The sequence below is a fragment of the Flavobacterium sp. KH_035 genome (assembly GCF_057839565.1).
In genome coordinates this window covers 1881248-1903943 of sequence record NZ_CM174492.1, presented here as the reverse complement: position 1 = coordinate 1903943, position 22696 = coordinate 1881248, and the positions used below count along the sequence as shown (strand labels likewise).

Sequence of the window (22696 nt, the reverse complement as noted above, 5' to 3'; positions counted from 1 at the left end):
ACATGCACTGCCTTCCTCATTTTCATGTTCTCACTTATGGTTTTACAACTTTGTTTAAAACTAATGGAGCCTGTAGCAAATCGTAATCATGCGCATAAACCAAGTACTTGTTGTACCATACCGGAGAGAATTTTTCTTTAAAATCACGCAATCCTTTGTAGTGCGAAAAATATTTAATTCTTTCATAGGCAAACTTCATCGATTTTTCGGGAAAACTATCTGCATCTTCAATTCCGCTCATTGCCGCCAATCCTAAATTGACTGAAGTACAGCCCTGCGATTTTAAATAAGCGAAAAGTTCCAAAAGTATAAAATCGATGATTCCGTTTGGGGCATCATTGGTTTTACGAATCAAATCATAAGTCCCTTCTCCTTTGGCAAAATCAGGAATGACATTTAAAAAGGCAACTATTTTCTCTTCGGCATTTTCTACTGTAATAATGGTTTGCTGTTTGAGTTCTTCCCATTCAAACTTGCCTTGCGAAAAAACAATTTCACTTCTCCCGGTGCTCACGAGCCACTCATCACTTACTGCTTTTATTTTTTGCAGCAATCCGTCTTTTACGGGTGCAGTATAAATTGTTGTTTGAAAGCCTTTCTCTTTGACTTTACTAATCGCATTACGTAATGATTTTTTGGCTCCCCCTTCCATTGTAAATACAGACAGATCGACAACAGCTTCCTGTCCGATAAATAAGCTTTTTTTATGCAGTGAAGCAAACAAATCTAAGTTGTCTTCCGGCACCCGATAATAAATGCTTCTTAAGCCGTTCTCGTAACAATAAACATCAAATTCGATTATACATTGTTTGATTTCATCTACTGATGCCGCTACGGGGTTTTCTAAGACTACAGCAAAACTATCGGCAACACGATAGGCCAGAAAGGATCTTTTACTTTCAGCGATAAAGATGTTTTTATCATCATAGGTTTTAAAATAATCCAAAGAAGAGGTCCCATACTGTTTCAAAAGTTCGGATGCCGACAAAAAATCATCTTCTACCGCTTCTTTTTTTATGGTGTAAGGCCGTATTAAAGCAAAAACTAGAAATGTAATTGATAAAAAACCACAGATGTTGATCGATAGTAAAAAGTGTCTTGCAAATCTGTCAAGCGGTACCAAATCTGAACTTCCGATTAAAAAAAAGTTTTGCAGTGCATATTTTATGGATTCCTGCCAATGAAAGTCAATATCAAAATGTCTTTTATCCAGAAAATAGAACCCCAGAATCCCATACAATAAGACTGCTGCAATGCTAATTAAAACCGTTTTTAGCCCAATACTTTGCAAATGGGAGTTACTTTTTATATAATATTCTTTTCTGGTAATAATTAAACTCACGAGTACAATCAGGGCAATTACAGCTTCTTCATAATCGATCGCTTTGGTAAGGTGCCCGATAATTGAAATAGTAGTTAAAAAAACAGCAGACCACCAGGCATTACGAAGCCCCTTTAGCATAAAAGCAGCATTCACCAGCATAAATAAGCCCGCCGTTATCACAAAATAATTCGAGGCTTTAATAGCCGAAACAGCGATAATATTTTTCAAAATGTGTAAACGTTCTGAGATAGCCGGAGTTAAAACGGATACTATGTTTACTAATCCCAAAACAAAAAGCAAAAAAGAAGGCAAAACACGCATCAATAATTTATTAGCATTGAAAGCAAAAATGAGTGCCCCGGCCAACAATGGAATCCAAAATTCAAAGAAACGGTATAAAAAAGTAATGGCTATAGCACTGACACTATCAAAACCAAATTGTATCAATATAAAACTCATCGAAATTTCGATCGCACCGAGCCCACGGAGAAAGGGAGAAACAATCAAAAATATAACTGAAATAATATAGCCCAGTACGGCGGCAGCAAGCGAAGGTGTAAAGCCCAAAGCAATCATAGCAATATACAAATGAGCTATTCCGACAAACTCAATGAGTACAGAATAAAAAACGACTTCCAAAAAATTCTTTTTTATGATTTTATTTTGCTGCAAATCATCCAGAAAAACCACTGCAGAGGGAAGAAATTTTATGACCAAACGATATAATACTCCTTTTTTCAGAATCGAATCGTAAATAAAAAAGATACTTAAACTTAAGACAATGACACCTCCCAGCGCATACCATACTCCAGATCCGGCAGTTCCCTGAAACAAAGAGTACATCAAAGCGGGAATGGCAACAATGATAACCGAAAGTATCCCCACAAAACCATATACGATGGAAGCAAAATGAATTTGAGTTGGTTTTACTCCCTTCTTTTCAATTGATTTTGTAAAAAAGGCTAAAGAAGAAATTCCACCTGCCGGCAAAAAAACGCTGACAAAGTTTCGTTTCAAAAATAAAATCACGGCCTGTTTAAAAGAAATTTCACTCTGAACCGCTTTAAAGGAGGCAAAATACATTAATGCCTGAAGTGATACATAAATAAAAGCTAGAGCAACTCCGGACAAAACCCAAAAAGAACTGGCATTTACAATTGCGCTTTTAACTTCTCCCAACTCTGATCGCTCATGTTTGATAAACCAGATTCCGATTCCAATAAAAAAAATGGTCAGTATAAACTGTCTGATAATCTTATCGTTTTCACGCAAAAAAGAAACTCCTTTTCGGTCCTTAAAAAAACTCAAAAAGGTATTAGAAATCAGTAGTACCTTCATGTTATTGGGGGATATTTTACTTATGAAAAATCAGACTAACTTCTCTATAAATATACGACAATTATCTATCGCTCAAATCCTTACAACACTATTTTTCTCACTTTATATATGCAGATCGATTAGACTGTTTACCAATAAAAACCCAGACTCAATACATACACATCAGAAACTATATGAACGTACTATCACAGAGCATATAAAACAAGACTTTCAAAATTCTCACTATCCAATTGAAACTTGAACCGAGCATTATAATTGATCAACTAAATGATCGAAAATTTTATTATCAGAAACTTGTATAAACAAAAAAGACTGTCTTTTCAGACAGTCTTTTTAAAATATTTTTAGTGGTGTAAAACTTCTTCACCTTCTTTCATTGGTACATTTTGCGGTACAAAATCTACATCGTGATTTGGGTTACTGTAGTCATAAGGCCAACGGTATACATGAGGAATTTCACCTGGCCAGTTACCATGGATATGTTCTACCGGAGTAGTCCACTCTAATGTTGTTGATTTCCATGGATTCTGAACAGCTTTCTTACCGTAGAAAATACTGCTAAAGAAGTTGTATAAGAATACCAATTGGAACGCACCTCCTACAAGAGCAAATGTTGTAATTAAAACATTCACATTTTGTAAATCATCAAATAATGGGAAGTTCGTGTTTGTATAGTAACGTCTTGGTAAACCAGCTAATCCAATAAAGTGCATTGGGAAGAATACTCCGTAAGCACAAACTGCTGTTATCCAAAAGTGAATGTAACCTAAGTTTTTATTCAACATTCTACCGTACATTTTTGGGAACCAGTGGTAAATACCAGCAAACATTCCGTAAAGTGCAGAGATACCCATTACTAAGTGAAAGTGAGCAATTACGAAGTAAGTATCGTGAACGTTAATATCTAAAGTACTATCTCCTAAAATAATTCCAGTTAAACCTCCAGTGATGAAAGTAGAAACCATTCCAATAGAGAATAACATTGCAGGGTTGAATTGTAAGTTACCTTTCCATAAAGTTGTAATCCAGTTGAACGCTTTTACAGCAGATGGAATTGCAATCAATAAAGTAGTAAAGGTAAATACAGATCCTAAGAAAGGATTCATACCAGAAATAAACATGTGGTGACCCCAAACAATTGTAGATAAAAATGCAATTGCAAGAACCGACATGATCATCGCTCTGTATCCGAAGATTGGTTTACGAGAATTCGTAGCCATAATTTCAGAAACAAGTCCCATAGCAGGTAAGATTACAATGTAAACTTCAGGGTGTCCTAAAAACCAAAATAAGTGTTCGAACAATACAGGAGAACCTCCCTGGTAATGTAAAACTTCTCCGGCAATATAGATATCAGATAAGAAGAATGAAGTACCAAAACTTCTGTCAAAGATCAATAATAAAGCAGCAGACAACAATACAGGGAATGAAATAACACCAATGATAGCTGTTACGAAAAATGTCCAGATTGTTAATGGAAGTCTTGTCATAGACATTCCTTTAGTTCTAAGGTTGATAACTGTTACAATGTAGTTTAAAGATCCCATTAAAGAAGATGCAATAAAGATAGCCATCGAAACTAACCATAAAGTCATACCTGTTCCAGAACCTGGAATTGCTTGTGGTAAAGCACTTAATGGAGGGTAAATTGTCCAACCTGCAGATGCTGGTCCAGCTTCAACAAATAATGAACATAACATTATTACAGCAGATAAGAAAAACAACCAGTATGAAATCATATTCATAAATCCGGAAGCCATATCTCGTGCTCCAATTTGAAGTGGAATCAATAAGTTACTAAAGGTTCCGCTCAAACCGGCCGTCAGTACAAAGAATACCATAATGGTACCGTGAATTGTAACTAAGGCCAAATAAATATCATTTGCCATTACACCATCAGGTGCAAATTTATCTCCTAATAAAACATTAAAGATTTTGAAAGACTCTTCTGGCCAAGCCAATTGCATTCTGAAAAGCAAAGACATTGCAATACCTATAATACCCATAATGATACCGGTAATTAAATATTGCTTAGCAATCATTTTGTGATCAATACTAAAAATATATTTAGTAATGAACGTGTCTTTATGATGATGTTCGTGCTCGTGATCGTGTCCGTGATCGTGACCGTGCGCTTCTGCTGACATATATGTGTACTTTAAATTTTCTTAATAAATATTATTTCATAGCCACTTTAGCTACAACTGCCTTAACCGTATCGATAACTGCTTTCACAGTATCTTTAGCAGTACTATCAGTGCTCGCTTTTGCTTCTTCACCAGCCTTTTTTTCAGCATCTGCAGCAGCAGCGGCTTTAATATCCTGAGCTAATGTAGTTTTTTCGCTTAACCATTTTTTATAATCTTCTGGAGTATCAACAACTACTTTCATTTGCATGTTGTAGTGAGAAGCCCCACAAATTTTATTACATAATAATAAATAGTCAAATGTATAAGGATCTAAAGCTGTTCCTCCTTTAGCAACTAACTCAACGCTTTTCTCAGCTCTAAGTTTGTTGATATGTGCAACTTTTTCTACCATAAATGGTAATTCTCTATATTCAGAAGTTGTATACGTTGGAATAAAAGCAAATTCAGTAACCATTCCCGGAACACAGTTCATTTGCGCTCTAAAGTGAGGCATGTAAGCTGAGTGTAATACGTCTTGAGAACGCATTTTAAAATGTACTTTTTTACCTTTTGGAATATGCAATTCAGAAACTACGATATCGTCCTGAGCATTAGGATCAGACATATCAACTCCTAAAGTATTTACACCTTCAATTAAACGAACGTTTGCTTTTCCTAAAACATTATCCTGACCAGCATATCTTGCTGTCCATTTAAACTGTTGTGCGTATAATTCAATTTCAATTACGTCTTCGTCTTTATCCACAAACATAATGTTGTTCCAAGCATACAATCCGTAAAGAATCAAACAAGCCAACACTACAGATGGAATAATACTCCAGATTGCTTCTAATTTATTACTATCAGCAAAGAACAAAGCTTTTTTATCTTTATTCCCTCTGTTTTTAAAAGAGAACCAGTACAATAAACCTTGTGTAATAAACTGAACTACAAAAATTAAAACCCAGGTAATATTCATTAAATTATCTACCAAAAGTCCGTGCTCTGATGCAGGAGTATGAAGTGCTAAACCACCCCATTTTAGTAAACCGTAAATCGTAAAGATATAAATGAATGCCAAAAAGCCAAACATGATATACCCCTGAACATTATTATCATTATCCGATGCAACCTGAGAATCGTCCGAAGAAGATCCTACCTGAGTAAGATCAAATATCTTGGTCAATTGCCACAAAGCAACTGCTAATAAAACTAAAACTATAATTACCAACAAACTTGTCATCTGTTTACTTCTTTAAATATTAATAATGAAAATGTTTACTTTCTTCAATGAAAGGATTTCTTTTTGCTAACAAAGGAGCTTTAGTTAATGCAGTAAACACTACAAAAATAAACAAACCTAAGAAGAAAAGAATAGAGGCAATTTCAGGAACTCCAATAAACCATTTATCTCCAACTGTACCTGGCATAATCATATTAAAGAAATCAACATAGTGTCCTAATAAGATCACTACACCGGCCATTACAATAACCCAGCTAAGACGTTTGAAGTCTGTATTGATCAATATTAATAATGGGAACACAAAGTTCATAACTACAGCTCCAAAAAATGGTAAGTTGTATAATTGAATTCTGGTTACAAAATAAGTAACCTCTTCAGGAATATTAGCATACCAGATCAACATAAATTGTGAGAACCATAAGTATGTCCAGAATACACTGATACCAAACATGAATTTAGCTAAATCGTGAATGTGGCTTGTATTTACATATTCTAAATATCCTTTAGATTTCAAGTAGATCGTTACTAATGCGATTGTAGTAATACCACTTACAAAGAAAGAAGCAAAAACATACCATCCGAACAATGTACTGAACCAGTGTGGATCAAATGACATAATCCAGTCCCAAGACATAATAGACTCAGATACGATGAAGAAAACTAAGAATCCTGCAGATAACTTAAAGTTCTTTTTGTAGTATAGATCATCATTAGCTTCGTCCTGAGCCAAACAGTTTTTTCTTGAATAGTGACGGTATAAGTTCCATCCTATTAAAAAGATTGCTGCTCTGATGATCCAGAATGGAAAGTTCAGGTAACCTGCTTTCCCAGCAATGATAGCGTCATAATTAGCATGTTTTGGATCTGTAACTCCTTCTCCTAACCAAACGAAAATGTGGTTAAAATGCAATCCGCAAAATACTAAAATAACAAAGAATATAACAGAACCAGCTGGTAAGTAACCTGTGATTCCTTGCATTACTCTAAACAATACCGGAGACCAACCTGCCTGAGCAACTTGTTGAATAGCATAAAATGCTAAAACTCCCATAGAAAGTAGTAAAAAGAAAATACAAGCAACATATAATGCTGACCATGGTTTATTTTGCAATTGGTGCAATACATGCTCCAAATGTTTTTCATGTTCACCTGCGGCATCAACTTTCGCATGCTCTCCACCCTCGTGTGAGTCATGTGAAACTTTTGCAGCTTCATGAGAAACTGCTGGAGTTTCTGCGTGCGCTGCACCTTTAAGTGAATCATGTGAAGCTTCCGCTGTATCATGAGAAGCTGCTGGAGTTTCTGCATGTGCAGCACCTTCATGTGAAGCTTCTGTAGCTTCATGACCTGCAGTTTCATGAGAAGCTTCGGCAGCTTCACCATGCGCAGCACCATGAGAACCATGAGCATCTGCAGCTAGTATTTTTTCAACTTCTTGAATATCTTTAGGTGCACTTAAAAAACCATACCCAATTCCTAATAGGCCAAGAACCATTAGGATGATAGAAAAAGTTTTTAATTTACTTGAAAATGTATACATATCTATTACGATCAGTTTGTTCAACAATTATAATTGGCTTTTTAGTTTTAGAACATAGTCAGCAACTAACCAACGTTCGTGGGCACTTAATTGATTTGCATGTGAACCCATTGCGTTTAAACCATAAGTCTCAACGTGAAAGATACTTCCTTCAGTGATTACTCTGTCTTTGTAGCTAGGTACTCCAAGAAATTTTTCTCTTTCAACCAATTTACCTTTACCGTTTCCAGTTGCACCATGGCAGCTGATACAGTAAATTTCGAAAAGTTCTTTTCCTTTTCCAGAATTTCTATCCGCTTCACTCAAAGGTGATTTTAAATTCGCTTTCGCTAATTCATAACCCGCAGTTGAATTTTCATACTCGTAAGGTTCAAAACCTCTATTGATAGTTCCTTCCACAGGAAGTTGTCCTTCTTTTCCTCCTTTAAATATTTTTGCTTCTGTGTATGGCTCGTAAGCAACAGATTCATACATATTTGGGAAATACTGATAGTTTGGTGCCGAATTATTGTGGCAAGATGAAACTAAAATAGTTATACCAACTAAAAGTGTTATTTTATATATCCTTTTCATAGCTACAATTAATTCTTTTCAATTACTTTAACTTCAACAGCTCCTGTACCTTCGAAAAAAGAAACTAGTTCTGCTTCGTTATCATTTACAGCAACTTCCATTAAGAAATGGTCGTCTGTTGTTCTTACATCAGGATTTTCAGCTTGTTTAAATGGCCATAATCTACTTCTCATATAAAAAGTGATAACCATTAAGTGGGCAGCAAAAAATACAGTCATCTCAAACATAATTGGCACGAATGCAGGCATGTTCTGAATGAAACTAAAACTTGGCTTTCCACCAATATCCTGAGGCCAGTCATGAATCATGATATAACTCATCATAGTTGTAGCAACAGAAATACCAACACATCCGTATAAAAATGCACAAATTGCTAATCTTGTTGGTGCTAAACCCATAGCTTTATCCAATCCGTGAACTGGGAATGGAGTAAAAACCTCTTCAATATGATGATGAGCAGCTCTGGTTTTCTTTACTGCATCCATCAAAATATCATCGTCATTATAAATGGCGTATATTACTTTATTACTCATGGTGTGAATCTTTATTTGCTGCTCTTTCTCTAATATAATTATCTCCTGTTCCTTTCAAAATTGTTTTCACCTCTGCCTGAGCAATTACAGGGAATGTTCTTGAGTACAATAAAAACAATACGAAGAAGAAACCAATCGTTCCGATGAAAATTCCAATATCAACAAATGTTGGTGAGAACATTGTCCAAGAAGATGGAAGGTAATCTCTATGTAAAGAAGTAACAATAATTACAAATCTTTCAAACCACATTCCGATGTTTACTACGATCGAAATAATAAAGGAGAACATGATACTTGTTCTTAATTTCTTGAACCACATAAATTGTGGAGAGAAAACGTTACAAGTCATCATCGACCAATATGCCCACCAGTAAGGTCCGGTAGCTCTGTTTAAGAAAGCATATTGCTCATACTCTACTCCTGAATACCAAGCTACAAATAACTCAGTGATATACGCTACCCCTACGATAGAACCTGTAATCATGATTACAATATTCATTAACTCGATATGTTGTAGTGTAATATAAGCTTCTAAGTTAGAAACTTTTCTCATTACGATCAACAAGGTGTTTACCATTGCAAATCCTGAGAATACCGCTCCTGCAACGAAGTACGGAGGAAAAATCGTAGTATGCCATCCCGGAATTACGGAAGTAGCAAAGTCCATCGATACAATGGTGTGTACAGAAAGTACAAGTGGAGTAGCTAAACCTGCAAGTACTAAAGATACTTCTTCAAAACGTTGCCAGTCTTTTGCTCTACCGCTCCATCCAAAACTTAGGATAGAATAAACTCTTTTATTGAAAGGTGTTATTGCTCTGTCACGTAGCATTGCAAAGTCAGGCAATAAACCAGTCCACCAGAAAACTAATGATACCGAAAGATACGTTGAAATTGCAAATACGTCCCAAAGTAATGGCGAGTTAAAGTTTACCCATAAAGATCCAAATTGATTTGGAATAGGTAAAACCCAGTATGCCAACCATGGACGCCCCATGTGAATAATTGGAAATAAACCTGCCTGAACTACTGAGAAGATAGTCATCGCTTCAGCAGAACGGTTAATAGCCATTCTCCAACGCTGACGGAAAAGTAATAGTACCGCAGAAATTAATGTTCCGGCGTGACCAATACCAACCCACCAAACGAAGTTCGTGATATCCCAGGCCCAACCAACTGTTTTATTTAATCCCCATGTTCCGATACCTGTAGATACAGTGTAAATTATACAACCTAACCCCCAAAGGAAGGCTATTAATGCGATTGAAAATACAATCCACCATTGTTTGTTTGCAGGCCCCTCAACAGGTGCAGCTACATCTACTGTTACATCGTGATAAGATTTATCACCTATAACTAAAGGTTTTCTAATGGGTGCTTCGTAGTGAGACGACATAATCCTTTATATTGTTTCTAATTAATAATTTTACTAAGTATTTCTAACTTTTACATGATAGAAAACGTTCGGTTTTGTACCAACATGCTCTAATAAATGATACATTCTTTCGCTTTCTGCTAACTTAGCAACTTCGCTTTCTTTATCATTTACATCTCCAAACACCATAGCTCCTGATGAACAAGCTGCAGAACAAGCACAGGCATTGTTAAACTCATCTTTTGCCACAACTCTACCTTCACGTTTTGCCTGAAGAATAACAGCTTGTGTACTTTGAATACAGAATGAACATTTTTCCATAACTCCACGAGAACGAACGTTTACGTCTGGGTTTAATACCATACGACCTAAATCATCATTCATGTGATAATCGAATTCACTGTTTTTGTTGTACAAGAACCAGTTGAAACGACGTACTTTATATGGACAGTTGTTTGCACAATAACGAGTACCAACACATCTGTTGTATGCCATGTGGTTTTGACCTTGACGACCGTGAGATGTTGCAGCAACTGGACAAACTGTTTCACACGGTGCGTGGTTACAGTGCTGACACATTACTGGTTGGAATGCAACCTGTGGATTGTCACCAGGTTTTTCCATTTCATTAAATGTAGATAATGAACTTGATAAACCTGCAATATTTTCTTTTCTTTCGTTATCACCTTCAAAAGTGCTTTCAGAAGAATAGTATCTGTCAATACGCAACCAGTGCATATCACGGCTTCTTCTTACCTCTGCTTTACCAACAACAGGAACGTTGTTCTCTGCGTGACAAGCGATAACACATGCTCCACAACCTGTACAAGCATTTAAATCGATAGAAAGGTTAAAGTGATGTCCTGTTGAACGATCAAATGATTCCCATAAATCTACTGTTGTAGCTTTAACTTCCTGGTGATCTAAAGATACCATTGGCTGTGGATTCCAATGTTCAGCATTTTCTTTGTTAAATACATCAAGGGTAGTTTCTTTAATGATATCTCCTCTACCCATTAATGTTTTTTGTCCCTGAACACAAGCAAACTCATGCTCTCCATTTGCTTTCACAATGGAAACAGACTGAACACTATTGAAATTTTTATATAAAGCGTAAGCATTTAAACCTACCTGCATTTCTTCTTTTAAAGATGCTTTACGACCGTAACCAACTGCTAAACCAACTGTACCAACAGCTTGTCCTGGCTGAACAATTACCGGCACATTTTCTAAGTTAAACCCGTCAGCAGTAGTAATAGTAGCATAACTTCCGTTCAAACCACCGTTAGCAACGATTTCATTTGATAAACCTAATTTCTTAGCATCAGCATTAGAAACAGTAACATAGTTATCCCATGAAACTCTGGTAATTGGATCCGGGAACTCTTGTAACCAAGGGTTATTAGCATGTTGTCCATCTCCTAATCCGGTTTTAGTATATAATACTAATTCAAAATCACCAGCTGCTTTAGATTTTGCAAGTGCATTTGCAGCGGCAGCAGCATCAACAGCACCTCCAGACAATGCAGCAGATCCAACCACTGCAACACCATCATGTAATACTTTGTTCCAAGAAGATCCTGCAGTAAATGTTGAAGAATTAGCTTTTAAATAATCATAAAAAGTACCTGCGGCACCATTTAATGACAATAAAACATCCTGAAATTGTTTGGTATTAAAAATAGGGCGAATCGTTGGTTGCGTTAAGCTATAAGTTCCGCTTGTTATTTCTACATCTCCCCAAGACTCTAAATAATGAGGAGCCGGAGCAGCAACAGTAACAATTGAAGCAGTTTCATCTTCTTTTAATGAAAAAGCAACAGATGTTTTAACTTTTTTCAATCCTGAAACAAAAGCAGCTGAATCAGCTAAAGTGTAAGCAGGATTAACTCCACTCATAATTAAAGTATGAACACTTCCAGCATTCAGATCTTTAATTAATTGAGAAACAACCGCATTCGATCCTTTTCTAATTTGTCTTGCTCCTGCAGCAGTATAAGCTTCACTCGCCAATATTTGGTTGATAGCTAAAACTAATAACTGAGCGTTTTTATCTTCGATTCCGGATACCAGAGCCCCTTTAGATCCGGCAGCTTTTAATTGCTGAGCAGCTTTCACTACTTCAGCTTTAGAAGCAGCATCTAAAGTAACAGGAACAGAAGCACCTGCAATAATGTTATATATTTGAACTAAAGCCTGTTTTTGAACAGCAGTAGTCATTGGAACACGCTTATCAGCAGCTGCTCCGGATAATGTCATATTTGATTCGAATTGGAAATGACGAGACATTTTTCCGTTTTGCGGAATACGTCCTTTTGCATATCCACAATCATATCCACCACCTTGCCAGTCTCCTAAGAAATCAGCACCAACAGATACAATTAAATTAGATTTTGAAAAATCATAATCAACTAAAGCTCTTTGACCATATACAGCTTGGAAAGCATCTAAAGCCTCAGATGAAGAAACTGCATCATAAACAACATGCTTAGCATTTGGATTTTTAGCAATAAATTCAGCGATTAATTTTTCAGTAGATGGACTTGCAAGTGTATTCGTTAATAACACCACTTGTTGGTTTTTAGCTTTTGCTTCAGCTAAACTTGATTTAATTTTTAAATCAACAGCTGACCAAGTAGCTTGTTTACCATCTACTTTTGGCTCTTTCAAACGAGCGCTATCATACAATCCTAAGATAGATGCGTGAATTCTCGCATTGGCTGCAAATTTAGCACCAGCGATTGTATTGTTTTCAATTTTAATTGGACGACCCTCACGAGTTTTTACCAAAAGATTAGCAAAATCAAAACCATCAAATACAGTAGTTGCATAATAATCTGCAACACCAGGAATGATTTGCTCTGGTTGTAAAACATAAGGGATAGACTTGTGCACAGGACCTTCACACGCAGCAAGTGTAACTGCCGCAGTACTAAATCCTACGTACTTTAAAAAGTCACGACGTGAAGTTCCAGATGAAGCTAAAGCATCTGCATTCCCTAAGAATTCATCTGTAGGAATCTCTTCAACAAACTCGTTATTTCTAAGCGCCTCAACAATAGAACTATTTTCTAGTTCTTCAACACTTTTCCAGTATTTTTTGTTTGATGACATTGTATATAAATATTAAAATCTTAATAATTCGATTAATAGTGGCATTTACCGCATTCTAAACCTCCCATTTGCGCTGCAGTCAATTTCTCTACACCGTATTTTTTAGAAAGTTCAGCATGAATTTTATCATAGTAGGCATTTCCTTCCATCTTAACATCAGTTTTTCTATGGCAATCAACACACCATCCCATTGTTAATTTAGAGTATTGCTTCATGATTTCAAATTCTTCCACAGGACCGTGACAAGTTTGACATTCGATACCTCCAACAGTAACGTGTTGAGAGTGGTTGAAGTAAACAAAATCAGGTAAGTTGTGAATACGAACCCATTTTACTGGCTGCGTTTTTCCGGTATAAGCTTGTTTCGCTTTATCCCAACCAACAGCATCATATAACTTTTGGATTTGAGCATCGTAAAACGCTTTGCTGTACTCAGGAGTAGCAGTAGTTTCAGCAACTTCAGAGATGTTTTTATGACAGTTCATACAAACATTCAAAGATGGAATACCAGCAGTTTTACTCACACGTGCAGCAGAGTGGCAATATTTACAATTGATTTCGTTATCACCAGCGTGAATTTTGTGAGAATAGTGAATTGGCTGAATTGGCTCATAATTTTGATCCACACCAACCTGCATTAGATATCCATAAACGAAATATCCACTTGCCAACAGCAAGAAAATTGCAGTCACTAACACCAAAAATTGATTTCTGGCAAATGCTTTCCAGATTGGAGTTGAAGCTTCTTTAGGAGCAACTTCAATACCATTATTACGTGCTACTTTAGTTAATACTTTGTTCACCATGAACAACATAACCACCAAGATAGCCATTACAAGTGCAAGAGCACCTAAAATAATATTATTAGAAATACCTCCACCCTCAACATTTGTTCCAGGAGGAGTTGCACCACCAACAGCAACAGCTGGCTCAGCTTTTACCTCAGAAGTATACGCAAGAATATTGTCAATATCCCCTGTTGATAATTGAGGAAAAGAAGTCATTACTGACTTGTTGTTTTCTTCAAAAAGTTTTACTGCTACAGGATCACCTGACTTAATCATGTCAGAACTGTTGTGAACCCATTTGTAGATCCAGGCTACGTCATGCTTTGCAGCAACTCCTCGTAAAGCAGGACCTGTTGATTTGGCATCTAATTTGTGACATGCAGCGCAATTTGCATTAAAAAGTTCTTTCCCTTTTACAGGATCACCACCAGCAGTTGCAGCCGGAGCGGCAGCTTCAGGCGCCGCAGGAGCAGCAGGATCTTGAGCAAATGAAGTTAGGGAGAAAATTAGCGTTAGCGATAAGCTAAGCAGCAATTTTCTTGAGATCGAATTATGGTTACCCACCTTTTTCATATAGTATAATAATTATCTACTAATTTTTGGTATGATTTTTTCTATAGTAAATCAACGAAAAACTAATACCTTCTTTTAAAACTTGCACAAAAATACGACTTATGTGTTATTCTCAAAACCTTAAAATAGTCTTAAATATCAATTTATATCAATTCTAAATAATATCAAATTTTCACATACTAATTTTAAATAGTATTTTTGCTCAAAAACCATCACATTATGAGAATTTTAACCCCTTCGAAAAGAGTTTTCTTCACCCTAACAATGTTCACTTTAGCTTATAATATTCATGCTCAGGATCAAAATTTAACACTAAATCAGGATCCTAAATTTGAGCAATTACTGAACGACAAACGCAAAATTAACACAGCAATAAGTACAAACGATACCTACAAAATCCAAATCTTCAGTGGCAAAAGCGAAGAGGCAAAGAAAACGTTATCGGATTTCAAAAGAGAATACAACACTATTGACGGAACCATAATCTTCAACACTCCCAACTACAAAGTAATTGTAGGGAATTTTAAGACCCGTATAGAAGCTGAAAAGAACCTGGCAGACATCAAAAAGAGATACAAAAGTGTCTTTTTACTAAAGCCTGGGAAGTAATTCTCCAATTCAGAGAAAAACAGCACAAAAAAAGGCAATTTCAATCGAAATTGCCTTTTTTTATATCCCTATCCAACTTCAAAAACAACCGTTTTTACGAGTTAATTATATCTCTTCACAAGAAGCATCACCCCTTAGCTTTCAGAAGCTGAAATACTTCCTCCTTAGCCAGTATTAAATCGGTATTGAAAGCTACATTGCCACGAAGATAGTCCACCGTTGCCTTTCCCATTTCCCTGCCTTTCACCACGTCGCTATACCAGTGTGCATTACAAACCACCCGGCTTTCGCTAAAGTCATGCCCACGTTCAAGAATTGCCCCTTCTCTATCGGGAAAGATTTCACTAAAAACCAGAGCCCACGCCCAACCTACTGCAGCATGTCCAGACGGAAAAGATCCCACTTTTCATAAGACATCTTCCTTTTCAGGAGTGCAGGTTTTTTGTTTGTTCACCACAAAAGGCCGTTCGCAATTGTAAAAATTCTTTGCCGTATACGTCGACAACCCCACATCTGTCATCACTCTACGCATAAGCGTATACAACTTAGGCGTAAGCAGCTCATCAATATCAATTCCTAAAACAGCCTCAAACGATCTGACCGCATGCGGAAAAGACAAATTGACATCGCTAACCGCCTGCAAAAAACGAATCTGATCTTTAGATTCCGATACTCTCCTGGCATACTTCAAATCAAATTTGAAAGTATCAGAAGCTGGTTCAGGAGGCGGAGTCAACAGCAGCAAACTGTTTGGCATTTCTTCATCAGAAAGATAGCCTCGCAGTAAATCCGGCATCACCATTCTCATCTCTTCCACATTTGTAAACTTATGCATAACCCTCCCAGACTTGAATCTTTTACCCCAAAAAACGGTCATCATATGAAATAGTTTCAGTCTCATACAAAATATATAATCCATACAGATATATTCAACATCACAAAAATAAAAAATAATCCTACAAAGAAATCAATTCCCCCAAACCGAACTTTCATAAATATGCTGTCTTTCTGTTTCATTTTATGAATACAAACACAATAACAACCAATCTCTCGAATTTCATCCCAAACCACTTCACCCTGATCCATAAATTCCATTTGAAATTTGTCCCAATAAAAAAGCCCCAACTTTCGCTGAGACTTTAAAATATAAATATCGAATTGCAAATCAAAAAGGTTTTTTAATTGACCACTTTAATTCCATCCGCCATAAATCGTATTTCTGCTTTTGGCTTGCTGATCGCATCAATTTCTGCTTTTGTTTTTTTTGCATCTTTAGCATAATGCTTCAACTCATCAATAGAGGTGATTTTTTTCTCGGCAGTACCTTCCAACACAACGCTCTTCCCTTTCAGTGCAGTTGGCACGAAAAAAGCATAATCTTTCATTTTTACAAAAAAAGGAGAACCATCTTCTGTTTTAACCGTAACCCAGCAACCCTTCTTCGGACACACATCTGTTACCACTCCCTTTACCGAGATATTTTCAGCTTTATTAACCTTTTCTAATTCACTTTTTAACTTCTCGACTGTGATAGCCTTACTTTCCGAAACCTTCGAAACATTGACTCCATAATAATCTCCCACTACAGCACTCCCCGCAGGTGGCGCACTCTTTTCAACTGCTTCCTGCGAAAAAGAGATTGTAGAAAAACTCAAAGAAAGAGCGACCGCATATATAAATTGTCTCATAATCAAATTTTTTTAATCAAAAATAGCATTAAAATTGAAATAAACGAAATATTATTTAAATCAGAAATTTCAAACTTTCTTTAGAATACCTTCATAAAAAAAATCCCAACTCTCGTTGGGACTTTAGGCTATAAGTATCGAATATTATTTCAATTTCTTTTTGATTGCCACTTCATGGTAAGCTTCAATAACATCTCTTTCTTCAATATCATTGTAACCTTTAATCTGAATACCACAATCATATCCTTTAGAAACTTCTTTAACATCATCTTTGAAACGTTTCAATGCCACAAGTTCTCCTGTATGCACGACCACTCCTTCTCTGATAACTCTAATTTTAGAAGTTCTCATGATTTTACCATCCATCACCATACAACCAGCGATTGAACCTACTTTAGAAATTTTAAAAATCTCACGAATTTCAGCAGTTCCTAAAATTTCTTCTTTCATCTCAGGAGCTAACATTCCTTCCATTGCATCTTTCAAGTCATCGATTGCAGCGTAGATAATAGAGTAGTAACGGATATCGATTTCTTCTTTATCAGCAAGCTGTCTCGCATTTCCTGCAGGACGAACGTTAAATCCGATAATAATCGCATCAGAAGCAGAAGCCAACATAACGTCAGTTTCAGTAATTGCTCCAACACCTTTATGAATGATATTAATTTGAATTTCTTCTGTAGACAATTTAGAGAACGAATCCGATAATGCTTCAACAGATCCATCAACGTCTCCTTTAAGAATCACGTTCAATTCTTTAAATTGACCAAGAGCAATACGACGTCCAATTTCATCTAGTGTAATATGACGCTGTGTACGTACTGATTGTTCACGCATTAATTGAGAACGCTTAGAAGCAATTTGTTTCGCTTCTTTTTCGTCTTCAAAAACGTTAAACTTATCACCGGCAGTTGCAGCTCCGTCAAGACCCAAAACAGATACGGGAGTCGAAGGTCCTGCTTCCTTAACAATATGTCCGCGTTCGTCATGCATCGCTTTAATCTTACCATGATGCTTACCAGCCAACATATAATCTCCAACTTTTAAAGTTCCGTGTTGAACTAAAATTGTAGAAACATACCCTTTTCCTTTATCTAAGAACGCCTCAACAACAGTTCCTTGAGCCGCTTTATTAGGGTTTGATTTTAAATCTAAAATCTCAGCCTCTAATAATACTTTTTCCAATAACTCCTTTACCCCTGTTCCTACTTTTGCAGAAATATCATGAGATTGGATTTTTCCACCCCAGTCTTCAACAAGTAAATTCATACTAGCCAAACGCTCTTTGATTTTCTCAACGTTCGCATTTGGTTTATCAATTTTATTGATTGCAAATATAATTGGCACTCCCGCAGCTTGTGCGTGAGAAATTGCCTCTTTTGTTTGTGGCATGATATCATCATCCGCCGCAACTACTATAATAGCAATATCGGTAACTTGAGCTCCACGTGCACGCATCGCGGTAAACGCCTCGTGACCTGGTGTATCTAAAAATGCAATTTTTTGACCATTATCTAAAGTTACCCCGTATGCTCCAATGTGCTGCGTAATACCTCCAGACTCTCCAGCGATAACATTTTCTTTACGGATATAATCCAGTAAAGAGGTTTTACCGTGATCGACGTGACCCATTACAGTAACAATTGGCGCTCTAACCACTAAGTCTTCTTCTTTATCTTCAACTACCTCAATAGCTTCTTCGATATCAACCGTGATAAACTCTACTTCATAACCAAACTCATCAGCTACAATCGTTAAAGTTTCAGCATCTAAACGTTGGTTCATAGTAACCATGATACCAAGTGACATACAAGTTCCAATTACTTTAGTAATCGGCACATCCATCATGATTGCAATCTCACCTACTGTAACAAATTCTGTAACTTTAATTGTTTTACTTCCTTCATCAAGTGCTCTTTGCTCATCATCAGACTTCTGACGGTGCGTTTCTCTTTTATCTCTTCTATATTTAGCCGCTTTAGATTTTCCACCTTTACCTTGAAGTTTTTCAAGAGTTTCTCTAATTTGGTTTTTTACTTCCTCTTCAGTAGGCTCAACTTTTGCCACAATCGCAGGACGGTTTCCTTTTACAAAACCAGGTCTTGCACTTCTGTTAGCATTAAAACCTCCACCACCGGTATTTGGTGTAATTTTATTAGGATTTGGAGTTCCCGGTGCATTACCTGTTGCAGGTTTTGGCGCACCCGGAGTTCCCGGTTTAGGAGCGATTCTTTTACGCTTATTTTTGTTAGCGTTATTTCCAGCTCCCGGAGCTCCTGGTTTATTAGGAGTTATCTTCGGATCTTCTTTCTTTTTCTTAGGCTTATTGAATTGAGACAAGTCAATTGTTTGCCCGGTAAGAGTAGTTCCTGATAATTTTTGATATTGTGTAGTAATTGTTTCTTCAGCAGTTGCAGGATCAGTTGAAACAACAGGTTCCTGAGCTACTTTTGGAGACTCCACTTTTACTTCTTTTTTCTCTGTAATAATAGGCTTTTCAACCTTTTTCTCTTCAGAAACTACAGGAGCAACTACAGGCTCTGGCTGTACAATTTCTTTTTGAACAGGCTTTTCTGGTTGAGTTGGAGTAACAACTACTTTTGGTTCTTCAGCTTTCACTGGTTCCTCAACAGGAGTAGAAACAACTGCAGGCTTCTTCGGGTTTAAATCAATTTTACCTACTTGAACAGGTCCTGTTACAACAGCTCTCGCTTTTATAACTTCCTGTTGTTTTTGGCGCTCCTCGTCTTGTCTGCGTTTGTCTTCAATTTCTTTCTCACGTTCAACACGTAATGCTTCTTTCTCTTTTCTCTTCTCTTCTCCTACCTCTTTAGAAGCTTCCTTATTCCCCTTATCGCCCGCAAATTGGCTTTGTAGGATATTAAATTCGCTATCAGAAATTTTTGCATTTGGATTTGCATCAATAGCAATTCCCTTATCTTTTAGATAATCAACAGCTCTTTCTAACGAAATATTTAATTCCCTTAAAACCTTGTTTATTCTTATTACTCTCTCTTCAGACATATAACCTTTTTATTATTACCTTTTTCGTTGTGTTGTTAGAGCAGATAACTAGCTATCAAACTCTTCTTTTAGTATTTTCATAACATCAAGAATCGTTTCCTCTTCTAAATCTGTTCTTCTTACTAAATCTTCTACTTCTTGCTTTAAGATACTTCTAGCTGTATCTAAACCAATTTTTGCAAATTCTTCGATAACCCAGCCTTCAATTTCATCTGAAAACTCAGTTAATTCAACGTCATCGTCTTCGCCACTAGCAACATCACCTTCTCTGATAACATCTAACTCGTAACCCGTTAACTGACCTGCTAATTTTATATTATGACCTCCTCTACCAATAGCTTTAGAAACTTCTTCTAACTTCAAGAAAACTTCAGCTCTTTTATTTTCTTCGTCAATTTTGATAGACGAAACTTTAGCAGGACTCAAGGCTCTTGTAATAAACAATTGAATATTGTTTGTATAGTTAATTACGTCAATGTTTTCGTTTCCTAACTCACGAACGATTCCGTGAATACGAGATCCTTTCATACCTACACAAGCTCCAACCGGATCAATTCTGTCATCATAAGAATCTACTGCTACTTTTGCTTTTTCACCCGGAATACGCACTACATTTTTTACTGTAATCAAACCGTCGAATACTTCAGGAATTTCCTGCTCAAATAATTTCTCTAAAAACTTCTCAGAAGTTCTAGACATGATAATTTGAGGTTTGTTTCCTTTCAATTCAACGCTTTCAATAATTCCACGAACGTTATCTCCTTTACGGAAAAAGTCAGATGGAATTTGTTTTTCTTTTGGAAGCACAATTTCATTTCCTTCATCATCGACCAAAATTACAACTCTTGGACGTACGTGGTGTACTTCGGCAGTATAAATATCACCGATAATATCTTTAAATTGCTTGTAAAGATTCGTATTATCGTGTTCGTGAATTTTAGATATTAAGTTTTGACGCAAAGCCAAAATAGCTCTTCTTCCTAAATCAATCAATTTTACCTCTTCAGAAACCTCTTCACCGATTTCAAAATCAGCTTCAATCATTCTTGCTTCAGTTAAAGTAATCTCTTCGTTTTCAAAATCCAGATCTTCATCAGCAACAATTACTCTCCTTCTCCAGATCTCCATATCTCCTTTATCAGGATTTATAATGATGTCGAAGTTATCATCAGAACCGTATTTTTTCTTCAATGCATTTCTAAACACGTCCTCTAAAATTGCCATAAGCGTTACACGATCAATAAGTTTATTATCTTTAAACTCTGAGAATGAATCGATTAATGCTAAATTTTCCATGCGAATTCTTTAATTAAAATGTTACTGTAACAATTGCCTCTTTAATTTCTGTATAAGGTATTTGCTGCTCTTTTTGAACTGTTTCTTTTCCTTTTCCTACTTTTTTCGGTTCTCTTGCTTTCCAAGACAAAATTATAAAAACATCGTTAGCTTCCACCAATTCTGCCTCAATTTTTTCAGTATTTGTAGTAACAATCAACGTTCTACCAATATTCTTGATGTATTGTCTTGTCATTTTCAAAGGTGACCCTACTCCAACAGAGGCTACTTCAAGCGAAAAATCCTGCTCTTCACGATCCAGATTATTCTCAACTGCACGACTTACGTCAATACAATCCTGTAGCGCCACTCCATTATCACCATCTAAACCAACACTAATCTTAAAAGAGTCTGATACAGCCAGATCAATCAAAAAGATCGATGGCTTCTCCAGAAGAGCTTCTGTAATTAATCCGTTTACTTTTTCTTTAAATGTCATAATTTTATAAAAAGAGGGGACACTTAGTCCCCTCATTATTTAGATTTTAATAAATAACGGTGCAAATATAGTGTTTTTTTTATAAATCAAAATAAATAGATTGCCCTAAAAAAAATCTTATCTTTATAAAAGCATTAAAATAATCGTTTTTTAACTACTCAAGCCCAAAAACACTATGAAACGAATCCTAGTACCTACCGACTTCTCCGAACATGCGGAAGACGCTTTAAAAGTTGCCGCTCAAATTGCAAAGAAAAACAATTCTGAGATAATCATTCTACACATGCTCGAATTACCAAGCCAAATGAACGATGCCGTTCTGGGCGGCGCAAGCATTCCCGAAACCATGCTTTTTATGAAAAAAGCCAACGAAATGCTCGACCAGGTCTCCTCAAAACCTTATCTGGACGGGATTCAGATCACAGAAATTGTAAAAATGGACAAACCCATCCACGGCATTACCCAAATAGGCAAAGAATACGAAATCGATTTGATTATAATGGGATCACACGGATCATCCGGCATCGAAGAACTCTTAATTGGCTCAAATACTGAAAAAGTAGTTCGGAACTCCGAAATCCCAGTCCTTGTAATCAAAAAAGACAATACTAATTTTAGAGCTTCCGACATTGTTTTTGCTTCAGATTTCTCACCGGAAGCCAAAATACCTTTTGAAAAACTCCTGAAATTCACTAAAGTTTTTGACTCCAAAATACACTTAGTAACCATTTGCACCCCCAACAGCTTTAAACCAACTCACGAAGTTCAGCAAACAATAGATACTTTTGTAACCGAATTCAACCTAACCAATTATACCGCTCAAATCTACAATGACACCAATATCGAAAAAGGAATCATAAACTTTTCCAACAGCATCAATGCCGACATTATCGGAATGTGCACACATGGAAGAACCGGTTTCGCACACTTTTTCAACGGAAGCATTAGCGAAGGATTAGTAAATCACGCGATCAGACCAGTTCTTACTTTCAAAATCTAAAAGAATCCAGCTGTCAAAATTTACAACCTAACACTTCCAGAAAAACTAAAGCATAAAAAAAGCCTCTCGAA

The 22696-nt window shown here is 36.4% G+C and carries 17 protein-coding genes; 2 read left to right on the top strand and 15 right to left on the bottom strand.

The features are described 5' to 3' along the window. Positions 1 to 34 precede the first annotated feature (34 nt). The 9 genes from mprF to AC3IS6_RS08250 all read right to left on the bottom strand — a co-directional run bounded on the left by mprF (position 35) and on the right by AC3IS6_RS08250 (position 14530). Positions 35 to 2662, bottom strand: a complete 2628-nt coding sequence (gene mprF / locus AC3IS6_RS08290; protein ID WP_489164453.1) for a bifunctional lysylphosphatidylglycerol flippase/synthetase MprF — start codon at positions 2660 to 2662, stop codon at positions 35 to 37. 344 nt (positions 2663 to 3006) lie between these two features. Beyond that, positions 3007 to 4809 (bottom strand): cytochrome c oxidase subunit I, encoded by a 1803-nt coding sequence (locus AC3IS6_RS08285; protein WP_281923629.1) that lies wholly within the window; start codon positions 4807 to 4809, stop codon positions 3007 to 3009. A gap of 31 nt (positions 4810 to 4840) precedes the next feature. Beyond that, complete coding sequence (locus tag AC3IS6_RS08280; protein WP_489164452.1) at positions 4841 to 6034, bottom strand: cytochrome c oxidase subunit II; 1194 nt, start codon at positions 6032 to 6034, stop codon at positions 4841 to 4843. A 19-nt stretch (positions 6035 to 6053) separates the two neighbouring features. Further along, positions 6054 to 7574 carry a quinol:cytochrome C oxidoreductase gene (locus tag AC3IS6_RS08275; RefSeq protein WP_489164451.1) on the bottom strand — a complete coding sequence of 507 codons (1521 nt, stop codon included), beginning with the start codon at positions 7572 to 7574 and terminating at the stop codon, positions 6054 to 6056. 27 nt (positions 7575 to 7601) lie between these two features. Continuing rightward, complete coding sequence (locus AC3IS6_RS08270) at positions 7602 to 8147, bottom strand: c-type cytochrome (protein ID WP_173964113.1); 546 nt, start codon at positions 8145 to 8147, stop codon at positions 7602 to 7604. Between the two features lie 8 nt (positions 8148 to 8155). Further along, a complete protein-coding gene (locus AC3IS6_RS08265) occupies positions 8156 to 8680 on the bottom strand; it encodes a DUF3341 domain-containing protein (RefSeq protein WP_056245298.1) in 525 nt (174 codons plus the stop codon). Then, positions 8673 to 10076 (bottom strand): NrfD/PsrC family molybdoenzyme membrane anchor subunit, encoded by a 1404-nt coding sequence (gene nrfD, locus AC3IS6_RS08260; RefSeq protein WP_173964114.1) that lies wholly within the window; start codon positions 10074 to 10076, stop codon positions 8673 to 8675. Before nrfD ends, AC3IS6_RS08265 begins: the two co-directional genes overlap by 8 nt. A gap of 33 nt (positions 10077 to 10109) precedes the next feature. Continuing rightward, the gene (locus AC3IS6_RS08255) at positions 10110 to 13169 is read right to left on the bottom strand and encodes a TAT-variant-translocated molybdopterin oxidoreductase (protein ID WP_489164450.1); all 3060 of its coding nucleotides are present in this window, start codon (positions 13167 to 13169) and stop codon (positions 10110 to 10112) included. Between the two features lie 32 nt (positions 13170 to 13201). Further along, positions 13202 to 14530 carry a cytochrome c3 family protein gene (locus tag AC3IS6_RS08250; protein ID WP_489164449.1) on the bottom strand — a complete coding sequence of 443 codons (1329 nt, stop codon included), beginning with the start codon at positions 14528 to 14530 and terminating at the stop codon, positions 13202 to 13204. A 219-nt stretch (positions 14531 to 14749) separates the two neighbouring features. Between AC3IS6_RS08250 and AC3IS6_RS08245 the strand changes: the two genes are divergently transcribed. Then, positions 14750 to 15139, top strand: coding sequence for an SPOR domain-containing protein (locus tag AC3IS6_RS08245; protein ID WP_173964117.1), 390 nt, complete (start codon positions 14750 to 14752; stop codon positions 15137 to 15139). Between the two features lie 127 nt (positions 15140 to 15266). Here the strand turns inward: AC3IS6_RS08245 and AC3IS6_RS08240 are convergent, their stop codons facing one another. From AC3IS6_RS08240 to rimP, 6 genes are all read right to left on the bottom strand, one after another. Continuing rightward, on the bottom strand, positions 15267 to 15542 hold the full coding sequence (locus AC3IS6_RS08240) for a phosphatase PAP2 family protein (RefSeq protein WP_489164448.1): 276 nt from the start codon (positions 15540 to 15542) through the stop codon (positions 15267 to 15269). Positions 15543 to 15545: 3 nt separating this feature from the next. Continuing rightward, positions 15546 to 15974 (bottom strand): phosphatase PAP2 family protein, encoded by a 429-nt coding sequence (locus tag AC3IS6_RS08235; protein ID WP_489164447.1) that lies wholly within the window; start codon positions 15972 to 15974, stop codon positions 15546 to 15548. Positions 15975 to 16317: 343 nt separating this feature from the next. After that, positions 16318 to 16827 (bottom strand): DUF4920 domain-containing protein, encoded by a 510-nt coding sequence (locus tag AC3IS6_RS08230; protein WP_489164446.1) that lies wholly within the window; start codon positions 16825 to 16827, stop codon positions 16318 to 16320. Positions 16828 to 16971: 144 nt separating this feature from the next. Further along, complete coding sequence (gene infB / locus AC3IS6_RS08225) at positions 16972 to 19851, bottom strand: translation initiation factor IF-2 (protein WP_489164445.1); 2880 nt, start codon at positions 19849 to 19851, stop codon at positions 16972 to 16974. Positions 19852 to 19899: 48 nt separating this feature from the next. Beyond that, positions 19900 to 21147 carry a transcription termination factor NusA gene (gene nusA / locus AC3IS6_RS08220; protein WP_099710734.1) on the bottom strand — a complete coding sequence of 416 codons (1248 nt, stop codon included), beginning with the start codon at positions 21145 to 21147 and terminating at the stop codon, positions 19900 to 19902. 13 nt (positions 21148 to 21160) lie between these two features. After that, positions 21161 to 21625 (bottom strand): ribosome assembly cofactor RimP, encoded by a 465-nt coding sequence (rimP, locus tag AC3IS6_RS08215; protein ID WP_489164444.1) that lies wholly within the window; start codon positions 21623 to 21625, stop codon positions 21161 to 21163. Positions 21626 to 21800: 175 nt separating this feature from the next. On the opposite strand from rimP, the gene AC3IS6_RS08210 reads away from it, so the two are divergent. Further along, complete coding sequence (locus AC3IS6_RS08210) at positions 21801 to 22625, top strand: universal stress protein (protein ID WP_489164443.1); 825 nt, start codon at positions 21801 to 21803, stop codon at positions 22623 to 22625. Positions 22626 to 22696 lie beyond the last annotated feature (71 nt).